14 protein-coding genes are annotated in these 17,449 nt (G+C 63.7%); 8 read left to right on the forward strand and 6 right to left on the reverse strand.

Annotation, left to right across the window (positions count from 1 at the left end; all coding sequences use genetic code 11):
- The first annotated feature begins 272 nt into the window (after window positions 1-272).
- From ACYQ12_RS03415 to ACYQ12_RS03430, 4 genes are all read left to right on the forward strand, one after another.
- The gene (locus ACYQ12_RS03415; protein WP_459867720.1) at window positions 273-1,553 is read left to right on the forward strand and encodes an ABC transporter substrate-binding protein; all 1,281 of its coding nucleotides are present in this window, start codon (window positions 273-275) and stop codon (window positions 1,551-1,553) included.
- 77 nt (window positions 1,554-1,630) lie between these two features.
- Window positions 1,631-2,530: a carbohydrate ABC transporter permease gene (locus ACYQ12_RS03420; RefSeq protein ID WP_459867723.1), complete on the forward strand. Its 900-nt coding sequence runs from the start codon at window positions 1,631-1,633 to the stop codon at window positions 2,528-2,530.
- Entirely contained in the window at window positions 2,527-3,402 is an 876-nt protein-coding gene (locus ACYQ12_RS03425) for a carbohydrate ABC transporter permease (protein WP_459867726.1), read from the forward strand. The genes ACYQ12_RS03420 and ACYQ12_RS03425 overlap by 4 nt, the downstream gene beginning before the upstream one ends.
- Before the next feature lie 6 nt (window positions 3,403-3,408).
- Window positions 3,409-4,521, forward strand: a complete 1,113-nt coding sequence (locus ACYQ12_RS03430; protein ID WP_459867729.1) for an ABC transporter ATP-binding protein — start codon at window positions 3,409-3,411, stop codon at window positions 4,519-4,521.
- A 34-nt stretch (window positions 4,522-4,555) separates the two neighbouring features.
- Here the strand turns inward: ACYQ12_RS03430 and ACYQ12_RS03435 are convergent, their stop codons facing one another.
- Window positions 4,556-5,824 carry a D-mannose isomerase gene (locus ACYQ12_RS03435; RefSeq protein WP_459867732.1) on the reverse strand — a complete coding sequence of 423 codons (1,269 nt, stop codon included), beginning with the start codon at window positions 5,822-5,824 and terminating at the stop codon, window positions 4,556-4,558.
- 473 nt (window positions 5,825-6,297) lie between these two features.
- Between ACYQ12_RS03435 and ACYQ12_RS03440 the strand changes: the two genes are divergently transcribed.
- Both ACYQ12_RS03440 and ACYQ12_RS03445 read left to right on the forward strand, forming a co-directional pair.
- Window positions 6,298-7,665 (forward strand): maltoporin, encoded by a 1,368-nt coding sequence (locus ACYQ12_RS03440; RefSeq protein ID WP_459867735.1) that lies wholly within the window; start codon window positions 6,298-6,300, stop codon window positions 7,663-7,665.
- A gap of 102 nt (window positions 7,666-7,767) precedes the next feature.
- Complete coding sequence (locus tag ACYQ12_RS03445) at window positions 7,768-8,736, forward strand: MalM family protein (RefSeq protein WP_459867738.1); 969 nt, start codon at window positions 7,768-7,770, stop codon at window positions 8,734-8,736.
- A gap of 39 nt (window positions 8,737-8,775) precedes the next feature.
- Here the strand turns inward: ACYQ12_RS03445 and ACYQ12_RS03450 are convergent, their stop codons facing one another.
- The 5 genes from ACYQ12_RS03450 to ACYQ12_RS03470 form a co-directional block, all read right to left on the reverse strand.
- Window positions 8,776-9,987, reverse strand: coding sequence for an L-dopachrome tautomerase-related protein (locus tag ACYQ12_RS03450; protein ID WP_459867740.1), 1,212 nt, complete (start codon window positions 9,985-9,987; stop codon window positions 8,776-8,778).
- A 78-nt stretch (window positions 9,988-10,065) separates the two neighbouring features.
- Entirely contained in the window at window positions 10,066-11,490 is a 1,425-nt protein-coding gene (locus ACYQ12_RS03455; protein ID WP_459867743.1) for a 4Fe-4S binding protein, read from the reverse strand.
- Entirely contained in the window at window positions 11,487-12,347 is an 861-nt protein-coding gene (locus tag ACYQ12_RS03460; RefSeq protein ID WP_459867746.1) for an FTR1 family iron permease, read from the reverse strand. Before ACYQ12_RS03460 ends, ACYQ12_RS03455 begins: the two co-directional genes overlap by 4 nt.
- A gap of 18 nt (window positions 12,348-12,365) precedes the next feature.
- Window positions 12,366-12,698 carry a cupredoxin domain-containing protein gene (locus ACYQ12_RS03465; protein WP_459867749.1) on the reverse strand — a complete coding sequence of 111 codons (333 nt, stop codon included), beginning with the start codon at window positions 12,696-12,698 and terminating at the stop codon, window positions 12,366-12,368.
- 21 nt (window positions 12,699-12,719) lie between these two features.
- Window positions 12,720-13,238, reverse strand: coding sequence for an iron transporter (locus ACYQ12_RS03470; protein ID WP_459867752.1), 519 nt, complete (start codon window positions 13,236-13,238; stop codon window positions 12,720-12,722).
- 201 nt (window positions 13,239-13,439) lie between these two features.
- On the opposite strand from ACYQ12_RS03470, the gene ACYQ12_RS03475 reads away from it, so the two are divergent.
- Entirely contained in the window at window positions 13,440-15,656 is a 2,217-nt protein-coding gene (locus ACYQ12_RS03475; RefSeq protein ID WP_459867755.1) for a tRNA(Met) cytidine acetyltransferase TmcA, read from the forward strand.
- Window positions 15,657-15,894: 238 nt separating this feature from the next.
- Window positions 15,895-17,358 (forward strand): aminoacyl-histidine dipeptidase, encoded by a 1,464-nt coding sequence (locus tag ACYQ12_RS03480; protein ID WP_459867758.1) that lies wholly within the window; start codon window positions 15,895-15,897, stop codon window positions 17,356-17,358.
- The last annotated feature ends 91 nt before the right edge of the window (window positions 17,359-17,449 follow it).

Raw genomic sequence — 17,449 nt, forward strand, 5'->3', positions numbered from 1 at the left:
CGGCCGTTCCAAGATGGCGATTTACGTAAAATCACGCATGTGGCATCGGTGCGGTGGCTGCCGGGAAGGGGACAGCCGACCGACCTGATCCGGCGACCATGGGCTTTAGTCCAAAAGACATTAGTTTAATTGCCGCCTCTCCATAATCCCGCAATAGTGACTTTCGTTAAGATATCGCTTCATAAGTACAACATTGAAGCAACCTCATTCTTCGCCCTGCATTATCGAATCGGTCGATCCGGTAGTAATAAAACAAAATGGAGCGTGGGAATATGGAAAACCTTTTAAAAACAAATGTCTTTTCCACTGCCCTCAAGGGGATCGGCTGCGTGCTCCTGCCGCTGGCGCTGGCGGCACCGGCACATGCCGCCGATGTGGAAGTGCTCAACTGGTGGACGTCGGGCAGCGAGGCCAAGGCGTTGGGCGTTCTCAAGAACGATCTGGCCGATCAAGGCGTCGGCTGGAAGAACATGCCGGTCGCCGGCGGTGCCGGGACCAATGCCATGGCGGTGCTGCGCTCGCGTGTCGCTTCGGGCAATCCGCCGACGGCGGCGCAGATCCTCGGCTTCGACGCCCGCGACTGGGCCGAGCGCGATGCGCTGGCCAACCTCGATGCGGTCGCCGAGGAGCAGAACTGGGCCGAGGTGTTGCCGCAGGCCGTGAAGGATTTCGCCCGGTATGACGACCACTGGATCGGAGCCCCGTTCGAGATCCATTCCACCAACTGGGTGTGGGGGAACAAGAAGCTGATGGACGAGCTGGGCATCCAGCAGCCCGAGACCTGGGACGATTTCATTGCTTCGCTCAAGAAGGCGCAGGATGCCGGTTACGTCGGCCTGGCCTATGGCGGGCAGCCTTGGCAGGACGCGACGGTGTTCGAGAATGTGGTGCTGGCCACCGGGGGGCCGGATTTCTATCGTCAGGCATTCATCGACCTCGACGAAGCCGCATTGAATTCGCAGACCATGGTCGAGTCGTTCGATCGCATGCGTGAGTTGCTCGCCTACAAGGACGCCAACTCCTCCGGACGTGACTGGAATCTGGCGACTGCCATGGTCATCAGCGACAAGGCGCTCTACCAGATCATGGGGGACTGGGCCAAGGGGGAATTCAACAGTGCCAATCTCCAGCCCGGCCAGGACTTCGTATGTTTCCGCACGCCCGGCACCCAAGGCGCCGTGACCTTCAACAGTGATCTGATGATCATGTTCGAGACCGACGATCCGCAGCAGCAGGAGATGCAGCGGACCATGGCCAGCATCATCATGTCGCCCGAGTTCCAGATCGCCTTCAGTCAGATCAAGGGATCGGTACCGGCACGTATGGACCTGTCGGGCGAGAAGCTCGACGCCTGCGCGCAGAAGGGCTACGAACAGGTCAAGGAAGCTGCCGACAACAATACGCTGATGGGCAGTCTCGCTCATGGCTACGCCGCCCCGGCCTCGGTGAAGAACGCCGTGTTCGACATCGTCTCGGCCTTCGTGAACAGCGGCATGGACAGTCAGACCGCTGCCGAGCAGCTTGCCCGAGCGGTACAGGGCGCTCGTGGCTGAACGGCATGAAGCCCCGCAATTAGCGGGGCTTCTGCTTTGCCGCTTCCATTTCACGTCTCATGTCAGGACGCATCGCCATGGCCGGCTCATCGGCAAAACGTAAGCTGGGCACTCGCGCGCAGACTTGGCTACCCAAGCTCGTGCTGTCGCCCTCGCTCGTGCTCGTACTGTTCTTCGTCTACGGCTTCATTGTATGGACCACCTACATCTCGTTCAGCGCATCCCGCATGCTTCCCGACTACACCTGGGTAGGCTGGCAGCAGTGGTCGCGTCTGTGGAGCACCTGGACCTGGGACATTGCCCTGCACAATATCTGGATATTCGGGCTGCTCTATATCGTCGGCTGCACGCTGCTGGGGCTACTGCTGGCGATCCTGCTCGATCAACGTATCCGAGCCGAAGGCGTGTTGCGCACCATTTATCTTTACCCGATGGCGCTGTCGTTCATCGTTACCGGCACCGCCTGGCAGTGGTTCCTCAATCCCGGCCTGGGACTCGAGAAGACCATGCACGAGCTGGGCTGGACCAGCTTCAGCTTCGACTGGCTGATCGACTTCGACATGGCGATCTACACGGTCATCATCGCCGCGGTGTGGCAAGCGACGGGCTTCGTGATGGCAATGTTCCTCGCCGGGCTGCGTGGCATCGACGGCGAAATGATCAAGGCCGCCCAGATCGATGGCGCGCCGACCTGGAAGATCTATGCGCGCATCATCATTCCCCAGCTGCGTCCGGTGTTTCTGAGTGCGGTGGTGGTACTCGCCCACCTGGCGATCAAGAGCTTCGATCTGATCGTCGCCATGACCGGTGGCGGGCCGGGTAACGCCACCACGGTACCGGCGACCTTCATGTATTCCTATGCCTTCTCGCGAAATGAAATGGGCATTGCCGCAGCCAGTGCGGTGTTCATGCTCGCCGTCATCGCGGCGCTGATCGTGCCTTATCTCTATTCCGAACTGCGAGGATCCCGCTCATGAGGGCTGCCGCTGCGACGGCGCGCGCCGATGCCTGGCGGCGTGTCCTGCTCTACGTCGTGCTGATCGGTTTCGCTGTCCTGTTTCTGACACCGCTGTACGTGATGCTGACCACTTCGTTCAAGACGTTGCCCGAAATTCATCAGGGCAACATGCTGGCGCTCCCTGAACAATGGACGCTTGCGCCATGGCGCGAGGCGTGGGGTAGCGCCTGCATCGGTCTCGAATGCGAGGGCATCAACGGTTATTTCTTCAACAGCATTCGCATCGTGGTGCCAGCGGTGATTCTCTCGACGTTGCTCGGTGCCTTCAACGGCTACGTGTTGACCAAGTGGCGCTTCCGGGGGCACAAGCTCGTGTTCGGGCTGATTCTGTTCGGCTGCTTCATCCCGTTTCAGATCATTCTGCTGCCCATGGCCCGGGTGCTCGGCTTCCTGCATCTGGCGAACACCATCACGGGGCTGGTGCTGGTGCACGTGGTGTACGGCATCGGCTTCACTACCCTGTTCTTCCGCAACTACTACGAGACTTTCCCCGACGAGCTGGTGCGTGCCGCGATGCTCGATGGGGCCGGCTTCTTCACCATCTTCTTTCGCATCCTGCTGCCGGCTTCCCTGCCGATCATCGTGGTCACCGTGATCTGGCAGTTCACCAATGCCTGGAACGATTTCCTGTTCGGCGTCACCTTCACTTCCGGCGAGAGCGCGCCGATCACGGTGGCGCTCAACAACCTTGTCAACAGCTCCACCGGGGTCAAGGCCTACAACGTCAACATGGCGGCGGCGATGTTCGCGGCCGTGCCGACGCTGATCGTCTACATCCTGGCGGGCAAGTATTTCGTGCGCGGACTGATGTCCGGATCGGTCAAGGGCTAATAAAAAATGAGTTTTCTGCACATCGATAACGTCAAGAAGCGCTTCGGTGACACGACGGTGCTCAAGGGGATCGACATCGCCATCGAGAAAGGCGATTTCCTGGTGCTGGTCGGGCCGTCGGGCTGCGGCAAGTCGACGCTGCTCAACATGATCGCCGGTCTCGACTCGATCAGCGAGGGCGAGCTGCGCCTCGATGGCGAGTCGATCAATCACGTGCACCCGTCGCAGCGCAACATTGCCATGGTGTTCCAGTCCTATGCGCTCTATCCCAGCATGACGGTGGCGGGCAATATCGGCTTTGGCCTCGAGATGCGCAAGGTGCCCAAGGCCGAGCGCGAGAAGGCGATCCAGAAGGTGGCGCAGATGCTGCAGATCGAGCCGCTGCTGGGACGCAAGCCTGCCCAGCTTTCCGGCGGACAGCGACAGCGCGTGGCGATGGGGCGCGCCCTGGTGCGCGATCCCCAGCTATTCCTGTTCGACGAGCCGCTTTCCAACCTCGATGCCAAGCTACGTGTCGATATGCGTACCGAGATCAAGCAGCTCCATCAGCGCCTGGGCACTACCATCGTTTATGTCACCCATGATCAGATCGAGGCGATGACGCTGGCCACCCGTATCGCGGTGATGTGCGATGGCGAACTGCAGCAGCTCGGCACGCCCCATGAGGTCTACGACGATCCCAATAACCTGTTTGTCGCCGGTTTCATGGGCTCGCCGTCGATGAATCTGATCGAGGCACGTCTCGAAACGCACGGTGACGAACTGGTCGCCGTGGTCGAGACGGACGAGGCACCGCTGCGGTTGCCGGTGGTGCGCGATCGCCAGGCTCTCGTCGGCCATGCCGGGCACCGAGTGACCATAGGGCTGCGGCCCGAGGCGATCACCGACCCGCGCAGTGCCAACCGCCAGGAGGGCAGTATTCATGAGGCGGAGCTGAACGTGGGACTCGTCGAGCCGACCGGTGCCGATCTCTACGCCGTCATTCGGCTCGGCGGTCGCGAGGTCAATGCGCGAATGCGGGCGGGAACGCCGGTCGAGTCGGGAAGCCGTACCCTGTTCGCCTTCGACGTGGCGCGCATGGTGGTCTTCGATCCCGACAGCGGGGCGCGGATACGTTGAGCCGATACCCGGCGGCGTGTCGGGCGCGACCGAGTCAGCCGACGTATTTGGCCAAGGCCGTGGCCGCTGTCGGGGCCAGGGGCAACAAGGGAAATAGCGTCGCCTGGTAGGCGTGGTAGATGTCGGGCTTGCCCGACCAGACGCTGGCGGCGGGGGCGTTGTGCTCGTCGAGTTCGTGGTGCCAGCTGCCATGGGTTCGATCGATCAGGTAGGTGTCGATGTAATCCCACCAGGTGCGGTACCACCGTTCGTAATGGAAATCGCCGGTGCGCATGAGGAAGGCTGCGGCGGCAATGACGGCTTCGCCGGCCACCCAGTGCATGCGGCTTCTCACCACCGGCTGGCCGTCCCAGCCCAAGGTATAGACGAAGCCCGGGGCGCCATCGACATGCCAACCGCCGGCGACCGCCGTGTCGAACAGGGCCTTGGCATCCTCGAACAGCCAGGAGGGCGTCGTCTGGCCGGCGTGCAGTAGGGTGGCTTCGAGATTGAGCAGCAGGCGCGACCACTCCAGGGCGTGGCCCGGCGTGAGCCCGTAGGGGCGGAATGGATCGGCAGGCGTGTCGCGGTGGTAATCGCGCTGCTGCTGCCAGCGGTCATCGAAGTGCTCGACTACCACATGGCCGGCACTGACGGCATCCTCATGAATCAGGTGCCGGGCGATGCTGAGGGCTCGCTCCCGCCAGACCGGGGCCTCGAGCGCATCGGCCAGCGCCAGGAAGGCCTCGACGCTGTGCATGTTGCTGTTGGCGCCTCGGTAGGGTTCGCACTGCGTCCAGTCGCGATGGTAACTCTCCACCATGCGCCCCTCGGTGTCGGACCAGAAGCGTGCCTCGATCACATCCACGATCTGATCGAGAAGCGCACGGGCATGCGGACGTGCCGCCGCGGTCGCCGAGGCGGCAGCCAGCGCGACGAAGGCATGCAGGTAGGCCTCCTTGCGGGTGGCGGTCTGGATGCCCGGCGTCGGCAGTTCCGGATACCAGCCGCCATGCTCCGGATCGATGAATAGATCAAGCAGGGCCTGCACGCCATGATCCACCAAGGCTCCCGCCCCGGGAATGCCCTGCAGAGCCGCCAGGGCGAAGGTATGGGTCATGCGCGCGGTGACCAGTGTCTGCGGCGCCTTGTCGTGGCGTTGGCGTCCGGTATCGTCCAGCCAGCCGAAACCGCCTTCGGGGCGACGTGCCGCCTTGCCGAAGGCGATTAGGGCATCGCCCTGCCGGGCCAGCCAGCGGCGATGGCCCGGGGCGTTCAGCCAACCGGAAGACAGGGAAGAGGAGGGTGACGGGAAATGCTGCATGGGAGCTCCTGATGACGGAATAATGAATGCTTTCTTTTATGCCTGTTTTATAGGAGGAGTCACTCTCATCATAGCGTGATGCCGCAGGAAATTGTCGTGGGAAAAAATGAAATTTCTGGATCATCATGGCAGAGATTTATTTGATGATTTCGTTGCGTGACCATAGTCGTATTGCTGGATCATGATTTCGCTTCAATAATCGAAAAAATCAGCTAATTAAGCATTGTTTTGAATAGCATTAAGAGATTAATGTTTCCTCAAAATTTTGTTTCTTAAACATTTATTTTTCTTGTCTCATGGGAGAGGCGTGGGAGGAGCAGGAGGTCAGGATTGTGAGTGAGTGGGCTGTTCATGACGAAGTGGCAAAAGATCGTTGTGATTCAGTGCCCTAAAAGCATTGTGTTGATAGCGATGGATGGCCCCGATATCCGTGAGGTATCGAGTCGACGAATACAACAATAAGGGAATGTATCATGAGACAGTTTGAACCCTATTTTCGCCCTTTTGCCAGGTATGCATTGATCGGCATCGGTTGCCTCGCTCCGATGGGAGTGCATGCCGATATCAATCCCAGCTTTTTCGGTTATGCCCGTTCTGGCATTGGCTCGACCGCAGGCGGTGGGGCGCAAACCTGCTTCCAGGCGGCTGGAGCCCCCGCCAAGTATCGTCTCGGCAACGAATGCGAGACCTACGCCGAGATCGGCCTGGGTGCCCAGCTCTATCAGCAGCAGGGCACAACCTTCGATTTCGCCAGTCGCGTGGCTTATGTCACCTCGCAGAGCAACGACTCCGAGTCGCTCGCCGACGATGACAACGACATCGCGCTCCGCGAGATGTACGTTAGTGGCACCAACGTCGTCGCCGGCTTGCCGGGCGCGACGCTGTGGGCCGGCAAGCGCTTCTACAAACGCCACGACATCCACATGAATGACTTCTATTACTGGGATGCCTCGGGGCCGGGCGCCGGGATCGAGGACATCGATATCGGCCTCGGCAAGCTCAGTCTGGCCTGGACGCGTGGCAGCGATACGACCGATGCTCGCTTCCCCGATGCCGGCGAGCGTCTCTCGGGCGATACCATCGATCTGCGCTGGGGCGATATCCCGGTCAATCCCGGCGGGTCACTGGAGTTCGGCGTCGACTACGGGCGTGCCTCGCTGAGCGAATGGCAGGAAGACATGCTCGAGGACAACGGGATCGATCCCGACGATTCCGACAAGGGCTGGATGGGGACCGTCGAACATACCCAGAGCAACTGGCTCGGCGGATTCAACAAGATCGCGCTGCAATACGGCACCGACGGTATCCTGACGCCTGGCAACAGTGTGGGCCGGGCGGTCAGCGTGCTGGACAACGACGACGGCGACATGTGGCGCATCCTCGATCACGGTCATGTTTGGCTGATCCCCGACAGGCTGGACCTGCTCTATGCCGTCATTTATGAAGACAAGCGTTTCGACAACGATACCGGTCGCAAGTGGTTCTCCGCCGGTATTCGGCCGGTCTATTACTGGACGGATATCATGAGTACCGCCTTGGAAGTGGGGTACGACCACATCGATCCGCAGAGTAACGTCGACAGCTACAACAGCAGCAACCACCAGAGCGCCAAGGTCACGCTGGCCCAGCAATGGTCGGCCGGGCGTGGCGCGATGATCCGTCCGACCATCCGCGTGTTTGCCACTTATGCCGACTGGAGCGGCAACGCCTATCAGGCAGGTGAGGACTACGCCCGGCTCGCCGATAACCTGGCCAACGCCAACGGCCCGAACAATGTCGACTTCGACGACAGCGATGGCATGACCTTCGGTGCCCAGATGGAAGTCTGGTTCGGCGGCTGATGCCCCTCGCCGCATGACGGCCGTCATGCTCGCTTACTGTTCTTTCGGCCCCGAAGCCAGCTTCGGGGTCCTTTTGTCTTGCCCACCCATCGGGATACTGTCATGAATCGCTGCCCCTCTACGTTGCCGATGACGACGACTATGCGCCTGGCCACCACGCTCCTGTTGACGACTCTGGCCGGCTGCGTGTCGCTCAACCCGCCCTCTGCCCTGGAATCACGCTCCGGACAGCCAGCGCCGAGCCAGGTCCAGGAGTGCTGCCAGACCCTGGCGGATCTCCCCTATCGGCCTCTTCAGGCGGATCAGACCCTGACGCTCAGCTTCGATGCGACCACGCCGGTGCATCAGTTCGCGGATGGCAGGAGCTATTTCCATGCCTTTGCCTTGCCCCGCAACGGCCAGCCACTGACGTTGCGGCTGACCAGCGCCATTGACGATGAGCAGGTTTTCGCTCCGACGCTGCTGCTGCTGGACGAACGTTTCCAGCCCGTGCGGCGCGTAAGCAGCGATCAGTTCCGCTATCAGGGACCCTCCGGTTTTCGAGATGCCCGCCTGAGCGGTGCGGTCAGTGTCATGCCGGGGCCCGATGCCGCTTATGTCGTCGTCTATACCAGCGAGCAGGCGCGCCAGGGCACGACGACCTACGAAAGCCCCGAGAAGGTCTACGCCCGTGTACGCGGTCTGGCGGTTCCCGACATCGACGATCCCGTGGCGGCGCATACGGCCACGGGCCGCCTGACCCTCGAGGTCTCTCCGCTGGGGGACGGGGGACTGCTGGCTCCTCTCATGGGGCATGCGCCTTCGATTCCGCTCAATGCCACCGATACGGTGCAGACGGCCGCACCCTCTCGTCCGGCATCGGCTTCACCACCGTCGGTGACGGCGGTTGTCCCGGCGAATGTCGCGCCGGTGCCTGATGCCGTTCAGCCGGAACTCGATTATCGGCGCATGATCCGGGCTGCGCTCAAGGCCGACGACGTTGAACTCGCCCTGCAATTGGCCGAGCATGCCGAACAGGCCGGGCAGCAAGGCACCCGCGCCTGGCTGGCCGATCAGCTCCGGGCGAGGTAGTCCTGAACTGTGGATACGGCCTGGCGGCGGATAGCGCGGTCATGTCCCGTCGGGACTGGCGCCTCGCGGCTGGGCGTCGGTCTGGATCCTGAACAGCACATAGGGCTTTTGCCGTTCGTCCTGGCCCTGGTACGTCGCCTGGCGCTGGAGCTGGTTGGCCGTGACGTAGAGCCCGCCATCGGGACCGAGTGACAGGGTGTCCGGCCACAGCAGGCGCGGATCGTGCACCAGCGTCTCCCAGGAGGCGCTCCCGGTGTCGTAGCGGTGAATGGCGTTGTGCTCGTAGTCGGTGGCGTAGAGCCGACCGCTGGCGTCCATCAGCATGCCGTCCGACGCGCCGCCCTTGGAGCCGAGGTCCTGCACCGCCGCGACCACGCTCTGGGTCGACGCCGCGCGATCGCGCAACAGGCGAGTGGGCACGCTGTAGAGGTGATGGCCGGAGAGGGCCGAGTAGTAGAGCGTCTCGCCATCCGGCGAGAGGGCAATGCCGTCGGCGGGAACGCGGCGGATTTCGCCGTCACTGTTGGCCAGGGTCAGCCGTTCGCCTTCCACCATGGGCACGAAATCCGCCTCGGCCTGGGTGGACGCGTGGCCGCTCAGCTTGCGCCAGGCCTCGCCCGAGGCAAGATCGACCACGATGATCGCCCCGGGGCCGGAAAACGACGAGTCGGTGATATAGGCGATGCCGCCTTTACCCTGGGAGAAGTCGAAGCGCACATCGTTCAGGTAGGTGGAGTCGAGCGCTGCGCTGGCGGGCAGTATGATCGTCCTGCTGACCTGATTGGTCTCGAGATCGATCGCTACCAGCTTGGCGCCGTTCTCCTGGGGCCCCGAGCCCTCGTAGCCCGAATCGGGCAACCGGCCGGTATCGAGCAGCCACACCTGGCCGTCGCCCGGCGCGATTACGCTCTGCACGCTGATCAGCGACTCGCCGGGATGGTCTACATCGGGCGTATTGAGGTCAGCATTGGGGTAGGGAATCTCCTCGCCATCCTTGAGCTCGGCGACGGTGAAATCGACACCCTCCTCCCAGCGAGGATAGCTGACGAAGCGGCGACCCTCCTGAGTCACCGTGATGCCGGTGGGCATCTGATCGTGAAACAGAAAGTCGGGCGTCATCTCGCCGATGGTCCGCTCGGTGGCAAAATCCACCTCCTGGGAAGCGCCCTGCGAATCGTCTTGAGCGATGGCCGATAACGGCAGCAGTAGCGTCCCGATCAACAGCGGGGATAGAGAACGGTGTGTCTTCATCACGAATCCTTGTTAGCAGACAGGTCGCTAACAAGGTAGTGAAGAATGCCGCCATCCGCGATTTCCGATGGCTGAGCCTCACCAGCCCCAGAACATCAGCCACCAGGCCAGCAGGATCACCCCGATCGCCAGCGCCACGCCGCCGAGTGCCGCTACACGCCGACCGCCCTGAGCGTAGCGGCCGAGAATCCGCCAGGCGATTTGCAGACACCACAGGCTGCCGAGCGCGAGCAGCGTGGCGCGCAGGTCGTTGGCCCACAGCAGGCGCATGCCGTCGCCGCGCAGCAGACTGACCGTGGTGGCCGACAGTCCCAGGAATACTCCCAGCCCGCCCAGAGGAATCAGTGCGTGGGATAGATGCCAGAGCCGCGTCCAGGACCAGGCGCCGAGCGCGCGGTTGGCCAGCGCCAGACACAGGCTCAACGCCGTGCCGAGCACCAGGCCGGTGCCCAGGATGTAGGCGATCAGCAGTGCGCCGTCGAGCAGGTTGAAGACGTCGTTGTGGGCCGGGTAGTTGGTCAGGATCCAGTGGGGGGCAGTGGTTTCCAGCGGCCACATCCAGCCATGCTCCACCAGCCACACGGCGAGTGTCTGCTTGATCTGCACGAACCAGGGGCTGGCGCTCCAGTGGAAGGCGCCGATGGCGACGCCCAGCAGGCCGAAGATCAACAGTATGAATTCTCCGGACGTGGCGCGTCCGGCAGGCGGGTCGAGCAGTTCCGAGCCAAGCGCGCGGGTCTCGAGGTGAATGGCCGACTTGTAGCCGCTGCAGCGCGAACACATATGGCAGTCGCTGGCGCTGTCGAGTTGCTTGAGCGGAATCAGGGGGGCGCAATCCGGTGCATGGGTGCGTACGGCGTGGCCGGCACGCACGTCACGGTTGTGCGCCTCCCAGGCGGCCTTGTCGGTACGGTAGTGCAGCGGCGAAAGCTTGGCGAGCAGCGCGAACACGCCATTGACCGGACACAGATGGCGGCACCACACCCGCTTGCCCTTGCCGTAGACGAGTCCCACACCGATGGCGGCGACGGTCGAACCGCCGAGCACCACCAGGGCACCGACCGGATACTGGTAGACGCTGGCCATCTGACCGTAGAGCGTGGTGCCGAGAAACGCCACGAAGGGCCAGCCCCCCCAGCGCATCCAGCGTGGAATCGGACGCCCCAGGCCGACACGGCTGGCCGCCTCGGTCAGCGTCCCCTCGGGACAGAACACCCCGCACCAGACGCGCCCGAGCAGTACCATGCTGATCAGCACGAAGGGCCACCACAAACCCCAGAACACGAACTCGGCGAACACCGTAAGGTTGGTGAGGATATGCGCCTGGTAGTCCGGCAGCGGCAGCCAGGCCGGGACCACCAGCAGAAAGGCATAGAGCCCGACCACGCACCACTGGATGGCCTGAATTACGCCCCGCCGACGCTGCATGGCGTGGCTCAGGGCAACGAGGCGTGACGTCCGTGCCGGCATGGCCGACGACGCTGTACGACACCCCGCCATCATGCCGGCTCCTTGCCCGCGGCAGGTGCCGGACGAGCCCGGGAGACGCGACGGTGCTGCCATTTCAACAGGCTGAACACCGCGACCCAGTAGAGCACGTACCCCACCACCACGGTAAAGGCCGGCCAGGCGCGATAGCCGGCGAAGGAGGCCAGCAGGCCACCGAGTCCGCCACTGTCATCCAGCCAGGCGCTGGTATCCCACAGCGGATCGGGACCGGCCGGCAGCACGCCGAGGTTGATCAGCCGCTCGAGTCCGGCGACGAACAGCGAGGCGGCCAGCAACAGCAGCAGCGTTTCGGTGATGCGGAAGAAGATCCGCCAGGAAAACAGTCTCGAGCCGAGCTGCAGAAGACCGAAGGTGACCAATGCCAGGGCGAAGCCGGCCGCTGAAGCTGCCACGAAGCCGCCCATGGCACCGCTTTGCCACTGCGCCATGCCCATGCCGTAGAGGAAGACCACCGTCTCGGCGCCTTCGCGGGCCACGGCGATGGCCACCAGCAAGGCGATGCCCCAGTAGCGTGCCTGGGCCACCGAATCGGACAGGCCGCGCTCGAGCTCCGACTTGAGGGTGCGCCCGTGTACGCGCATCCACACCACCATCTGCACGATCAGGGCGCAGGCGACCAGCACCATGGCCGCCTGGAACAGCTCCTGCGACGTTCCCTGCAGCCAGCTGTCGGCGCTCATCAGCGCCACCCCCATGAAGCCCGCCAGCACCAGGCCACCCAGCACACCCAGCCAGAGATAGCGTAGGCCGGTTGTGGCATTGGCCTGCTTCAGCCAGGCATAGGCGATTCCCACGACGAGAATCGCCTCGACGCTTTCGCGCCAGATGATGAAGAGTACCTGTTCGAGCATGTTGCCGATCCTCCCGGCCTATTCCGCGATCACCTGCCCACGCGCATCGGGGAGATGGAATTCGTCGAAGAAATCGTACTCACCGGGCTTGAGCGGGTGCACGACCACGAAGGAGTCGACGCCCGGCCCCATGACCTTCTCCTTGCGCAGGGAGCGGCTCTCGAATTCGACGGGCGTATTGCCGGTGTTGTGCAGGTTGATCTTGAAGCGTTCGCCGGCCTTGACGTGCAGCGTCTCGGGATCGAGCGTACCGTTGTGCAGCGTCAGGTCATAGCTGGGCAGGTCGCCGGCGTGCACCTGCGTCACGCCGACAAGGGCCAGCAGCAGCATGACGCTAGCCTGAAATCGCATAATGCTCTCCTGAGACGGCGATCAATAACCGCCTTTCTTGCCGATGCCGGCATAGACGAAGTCGTATTCCACGGTGAACGGCGCGTACCACTCGCCCACGCCGGTCTCCTTGTCGACGTGACGCTGAATGTCCGGATGCTGCAGGGTATAGGTCAGATGATACTTCCCGGGACCGTCGAGCTTGACGTTGGCACCGTAGTGCGGACCGTCGTTGGCCACCATGGGCATGAAATGGCCCTCGATGGGCGTGTCGCTGCCTTCCTTGGTGAGCGTGTAGTCGACCTGCAGGTAAGGGATCCAACTGCCGGGCTCGAAACCGTTGTCATTGTCCTCGAGGGCATGAATATCCGCCTCCAGGTGCACGTCGGCCTGATCCGCCGGCAATTCGCCCGCCGGCTCCATGACGACCGGCTGCAGGTAGACGGCGGCGATCTCCATGCCGTGCTCGAGCTTGGGCTCGCCGATGGGATACTCCAGAGCCAGAGCCGGTGCGGCGACCACGAGAGATGACAGAACGAGCAGAGGAGACAGACGTTTCATGACGGTTTCCTTGATTCGGTTATGGCTTGACAGGTTGTCGAGTGCCAAGCGAGAACGATCCATGAATCAAAGCATAAATGAGATTCAGTCTCAAGCGCGTTCTGTTTATTGCGATTGCGACGAATCGCCACATTGGCGCCATCAATGCCGTGTCCGGCGCCAAGCTGGCGCACGAACGAGGCATGTCGCATGCTAGGCGCCATGTCTTCTCTCGATTTTCTCGACCCTCTGCGCCAGCGGCTAGGCGAGCGCCGCCATCGGGCATTGATCTGGCTGAGCGGTGCTCCGCATGCATGTCATGCGCGGGCGCAAGCGTTCTGGCGTGCAGCGGTCTGGCAGTCGCCGCTGTGGGTCAGCGCCGGCCAGGGACCTGAAGGTATTGCCTCGCTGCCGCCTGCCAAGGCGCGCACCCGGCTGGGCCAGGAGCACGGACTGATCGTCATTGACGCCGTTTCGCCGCATACCGGCTTCGATCCCGATGCTTTCGGGGCGCTATCGGGCACCCTGTGCGCCGGCGGGGTGTTGATCCTGATGACGCCCGAGTCCTGGCAGGACGGCGAGCCGGCACTGGATGCGGATTATGCGCGTCTGGCGCACTGGCCTCATTCACCGGAGAGCCTGTCGTCACGCTATCTGTCGCGTCTGGCGCGCTGCCTGCAGGGCTCGTCGGCGGTAATTCACTGGCCGGCGATGCACGAGCGTCCCTCCGCGACCGCTCTCGAAGGTGTCTTGGGGGGCTCCCGGATAGTGTCGTCGCCAACCGTGGTTAACGACAGCGACTGCCTGAGCCATGACCAGGCGCTGGCGGTCGAGCAGCTCGTGCGGCTGCGCCGACGCCGGCCGCTGGTATTGAGCGCCGATCGCGGCCGGGGCAAGAGCGCCGCGCTGGGCATTGCCGCCGCCCGACGGCTGCTCGCGGGCGAGACCCGGTTATGGGTTACCGCCCCCCGACCTGCAGCGGTCGAGCCGTTGTTCGAGCGGTTGATCGCGCTGCTGCCACAGGGCCGACGCGTCGGCAACGTGTTTCGTATCGAGACGCGGGCGGGAAATGGCGAGGTACGCTTTCTCGCCCCGGATGCGGTGGAGGCGGCGCTGCGGGAAGCCGACATCGATCCCAAGGCACGCCCCACGCTGTTCGTCGACGAGGCCGCGGCGATTCCCACGCCGTTGCTGGGGCGGTGGCTCGAAGCCTTTCCTAGAATCGCTTTCGCCACGACCGTGCACGGCTATGAGGGGACCGGTCGCGGCTTCCAGTTGCGCTTTCGCGAGCGGCTCGAACGGCAGACGCCGTCCTGGCGAGCGCTGCAGCTCCAGCAGCCGATCCGCTGGGCCGAGGCGGACCCGCTGGAAACGATCACCCGCGAGCTGCTGCTGCTCGATGCCGAGCCGGACGATATGGCGACGGCGAGCGCGGCCATGATGTCTCATCCGGTGGCGTATCGGTTGCTCGAACGCGAGGCGCTGGCCGACGACGAAAAAGGATTGCGCGACGTGTTCGGGCTGCTGGTTCAGGCGCATTACCGCACCACGCCGGCCGATCTGCGTCAGTTGCTCGACGGCCCCGATATCCAGGTGTTGGGCGCCTATGCCGATGAGGTGTGTGTGGGGGTGTGTCTGGTGCAGCGGGAAGGAGGTTTCCCGCAGGCGCTGGCGGAGCAGATCCACACCGGCAAACGTCGTCCGCGCGGGCATCTGCTGGCCCAGTCGCTAGCCGCACACGGCGGGTGGCGGGAGGCGGCGGAGCGGCGCTGGTATCGCATCGTGCGTATCGCCGTGCACCCGGCGGCTCGGCGGCGGGGGATAGGCGCCGCCATGCTTGAGCGGCTGGCGGCGCAGGGCCGTGAGGCCGGCATCGAGCAACTGGGCGTGAGCTTCGGTGCCGAGCCGGAGCTGATCGCCTTCTGGCGAGCGCAGGGTTTTGTCGCGCTGCGCCTGGGACTGACGCGCGAGGCGTCCAGTGGCGAACATGCCTTGATGATGGGACGCCCTCTGTCGCGGGACGCCGAGCGCTTCTTGCGAATGCTGAGCGGCGACTTCTCGCAACTGCTGCCCAGTCTGCTGGCGCATGACCTCGCCTCACTCGACGCCGATGTCGCTCTTGCACTACTGGCCGAGGGCGCGGTGCCCAGAGTCGACGAGGTGCTGCTTGCCCGCATCCAATGGTTCGCCAGCGGCGGCGGCGAACTGGCGCTGGTACGCCCCTGGATGGCGAGGGCATGGCTTGCCTGGTGGCGTGGTCCGCATGGACATGAGGAGAGCGAGCTGACCCGGCTGGCCGCGCCCCTGTTTCAAGGCGAGGATCGGCCCCTCGATGAGCGACGGGGTCGGGGCGACGGGCTGGACGCGTACGGGCGAAAGGCCCGCCTGGCGCACTGGCGTGAGCTGGCCGGATGTCTCCATCGCCGCCTGCAGAGCTAACGCCTAAAGCCCGGGAATGCCGAGTGGCCCGGGCATGTCCGGAATCGGCGAACAGCCGTTCAGCAGGGCAAGGAGTGCCAGGGCGCAAAGGGCCAGCGTGATGAGGCGTGACATGGGGACACCGACGGGACTAGGGGGTTCATACTAGCGGCAGTCGGCGTGGCGGACCAGACGAATAGTCTTGCGTTGGGCGTGCCAAGGGGTAAGGTGGCAGGGACTCAAGCTGGAAGTCTTCCGTATGAACGATCATCTGTTGCAGTTATCCCCGGCCCCTGTCTGGCGCCATTTTCGCACCCTGTGCAACACGCCGCGCCCTTCGGGCCACGAAGCCGAGCTGGTCGCCAAGCTCGAGCAATGGGCCGAGGCCCAGGGGCTCGCCCACGAGCGCGATGCATTCGGCAACCTGCTGATCCGCAAGCCCGCCACGCCGGGTTGCGAGGCGATACCCGGCATCGTCCTGCAGGGGCATCTCGACATGGTCGCCCAGGCCAATGCCGATCATCCCCACGATTTCACTCGCGACCCCCTCGTCACCTATCTCGAGGAGGGCTGGCTGCACGCTCAGGATACTACGCTCGGCGCCGACAACGGCTTGGGCGTGGCGGCGGCACTGGCGATTCTCGAGGACGATGAGCTGCGCCATGGGCCGCTGGAGGCCCTGTTCACCCTCGAGGAGGAGTCGGGCATGGGCGGGGCGCTCAACCTGGCCGAGGGCTGGCTGCAGGGGCGCTATCTGCTGAATCTCGATTCCGAGGATCGTGGCCAGGTCTACATCGGCTGCGCCGGTGGTGCTGACGTGGTGGTCGAAGCCCAGTTGCCCACCCGCGGACTCGGCGAACATGAAGTGATATGTCAGGTGGCGCTGACCGGTCTCACCGGCGGTCACTCGGGTATCGACATCGACAAGGGGCGGGGCAATGCCAACCGCCTGCTGGTGCGTGTGTTGCGGGCGCTGGAGCCGTTCGGCATCCGTCTGGCCGCCTATCATGGCGGGACGCTGCGCAATGCCCTGCCGAGAGAAGCCTTCGCCCGCCTGGCGTTGCCGCACGATGAGATCGACGCGGTGCGCGATCGCCTGGCCGAGCTGCAAGCCGAGCTTCAGTCCGAACTGGCCGGAGTGGATGAGGGGTTAAGGCTCGAGCTGTTGCCTGACGAGGGCGACGAGGCGCTGACCGAGGCGGCCAGTCATCGACTGGCGGCGGCACTGCACGCGGCGCCTTATGGCGTGGAGCGCATGAGCGTGGAGGTGCCCGGCGTGGTGGAGACCTCCAGCAACCTTGGCGTCGTCAAGCTCGAGCAGGGACGATTCCACCTGAGTGCACTGGTGCGTTCGCTGCGCGACAGTGCGACGCGGGATCTCGTCGATCGCTTCAAGGCGCTATTCATGCTGATGGGCGCCGACACGCGAACCGAGAACGGCTATCCCGGCTGGACCCCCAATCCCGAAAGCCCGCTGCTGGCGCGCTTTCGCCGTCTGCACCTCGAGCGCCTCGGTGTCGACCCCGAAGTTCGCGTGATTCATGCCGGTCTCGAGTGTGGCATTCTGGGTGGCAAGTACCCGCAACTCGACATGATCTCCTTCGGCCCGCAGATCCGTGGCGCGCATTCACCCGCCGAAAGGGTCGAGGTCGATTCCGTGGAGGAGTTCTGGAGCCTGCTGCGCGGGGTGATCGAGGACATCGGCAGCGGCCACGCCGCCTGAAAGGTGGCATAAGGAAGCCATAAGGAAAAAGTCCGGCTTCCGGAGGCAGTCGCTGCCATCAACGGCGCCCATTGGTGTGGCGCTGCCGGTC

This window comes from Halomonas shantousis (assembly GCF_054654615.1).

What these genes read in the sequence shown, in the direction of transcription:
- ACYQ12_RS03415 (WP_459867720.1), top strand. Translation starts at nt 273, where the DNA reads ATGGAAAACCTTTTAAAAACAAATGTCTTTTCCACTGCCCTCAAGGGG.
- ACYQ12_RS03455 (WP_459867743.1), bottom strand. Translation starts at nt 11,490, where the DNA reads ATGATGGCGGGGTGTCGTACAGCGTCGTCGGCCATGCCGGCACGGACG.
- ACYQ12_RS03430 (WP_459867729.1), top strand. Translation starts at nt 3,409, where the DNA reads ATGAGTTTTCTGCACATCGATAACGTCAAGAAGCGCTTCGGTGACACG.
- ACYQ12_RS03450 (WP_459867740.1), bottom strand. Translation starts at nt 9,987, where the DNA reads ATGAAGACACACCGTTCTCTATCCCCGCTGTTGATCGGGACGCTACTG.
- ACYQ12_RS03435 (WP_459867732.1), bottom strand. Translation starts at nt 5,824, where the DNA reads ATGCAGCATTTCCCGTCACCCTCCTCTTCCCTGTCTTCCGGTTGGCTG.
- ACYQ12_RS03470 (WP_459867752.1), bottom strand. Translation starts at nt 13,238, where the DNA reads ATGAAACGTCTGTCTCCTCTGCTCGTTCTGTCATCTCTCGTGGTCGCC.
- ACYQ12_RS03465 (WP_459867749.1), bottom strand. Translation starts at nt 12,698, where the DNA reads ATGCGATTTCAGGCTAGCGTCATGCTGCTGCTGGCCCTTGTCGGCGTG.
- ACYQ12_RS03445 (WP_459867738.1), top strand. Translation starts at nt 7,768, where the DNA reads ATGAATCGCTGCCCCTCTACGTTGCCGATGACGACGACTATGCGCCTG.
- ACYQ12_RS03425 (WP_459867726.1), top strand. Translation starts at nt 2,527, where the DNA reads ATGAGGGCTGCCGCTGCGACGGCGCGCGCCGATGCCTGGCGGCGTGTC.
- ACYQ12_RS03475 (WP_459867755.1), top strand. Translation starts at nt 13,440, where the DNA reads ATGTCTTCTCTCGATTTTCTCGACCCTCTGCGCCAGCGGCTAGGCGAG.
- ACYQ12_RS03440 (WP_459867735.1), top strand. Translation starts at nt 6,298, where the DNA reads ATGAGACAGTTTGAACCCTATTTTCGCCCTTTTGCCAGGTATGCATTG.
- ACYQ12_RS03420 (WP_459867723.1), top strand. Translation starts at nt 1,631, where the DNA reads ATGGCCGGCTCATCGGCAAAACGTAAGCTGGGCACTCGCGCGCAGACT.
- ACYQ12_RS03480 (WP_459867758.1), top strand. Translation starts at nt 15,895, where the DNA reads ATGAACGATCATCTGTTGCAGTTATCCCCGGCCCCTGTCTGGCGCCAT.
- ACYQ12_RS03460 (WP_459867746.1), bottom strand. Translation starts at nt 12,347, where the DNA reads ATGCTCGAACAGGTACTCTTCATCATCTGGCGCGAAAGCGTCGAGGCG.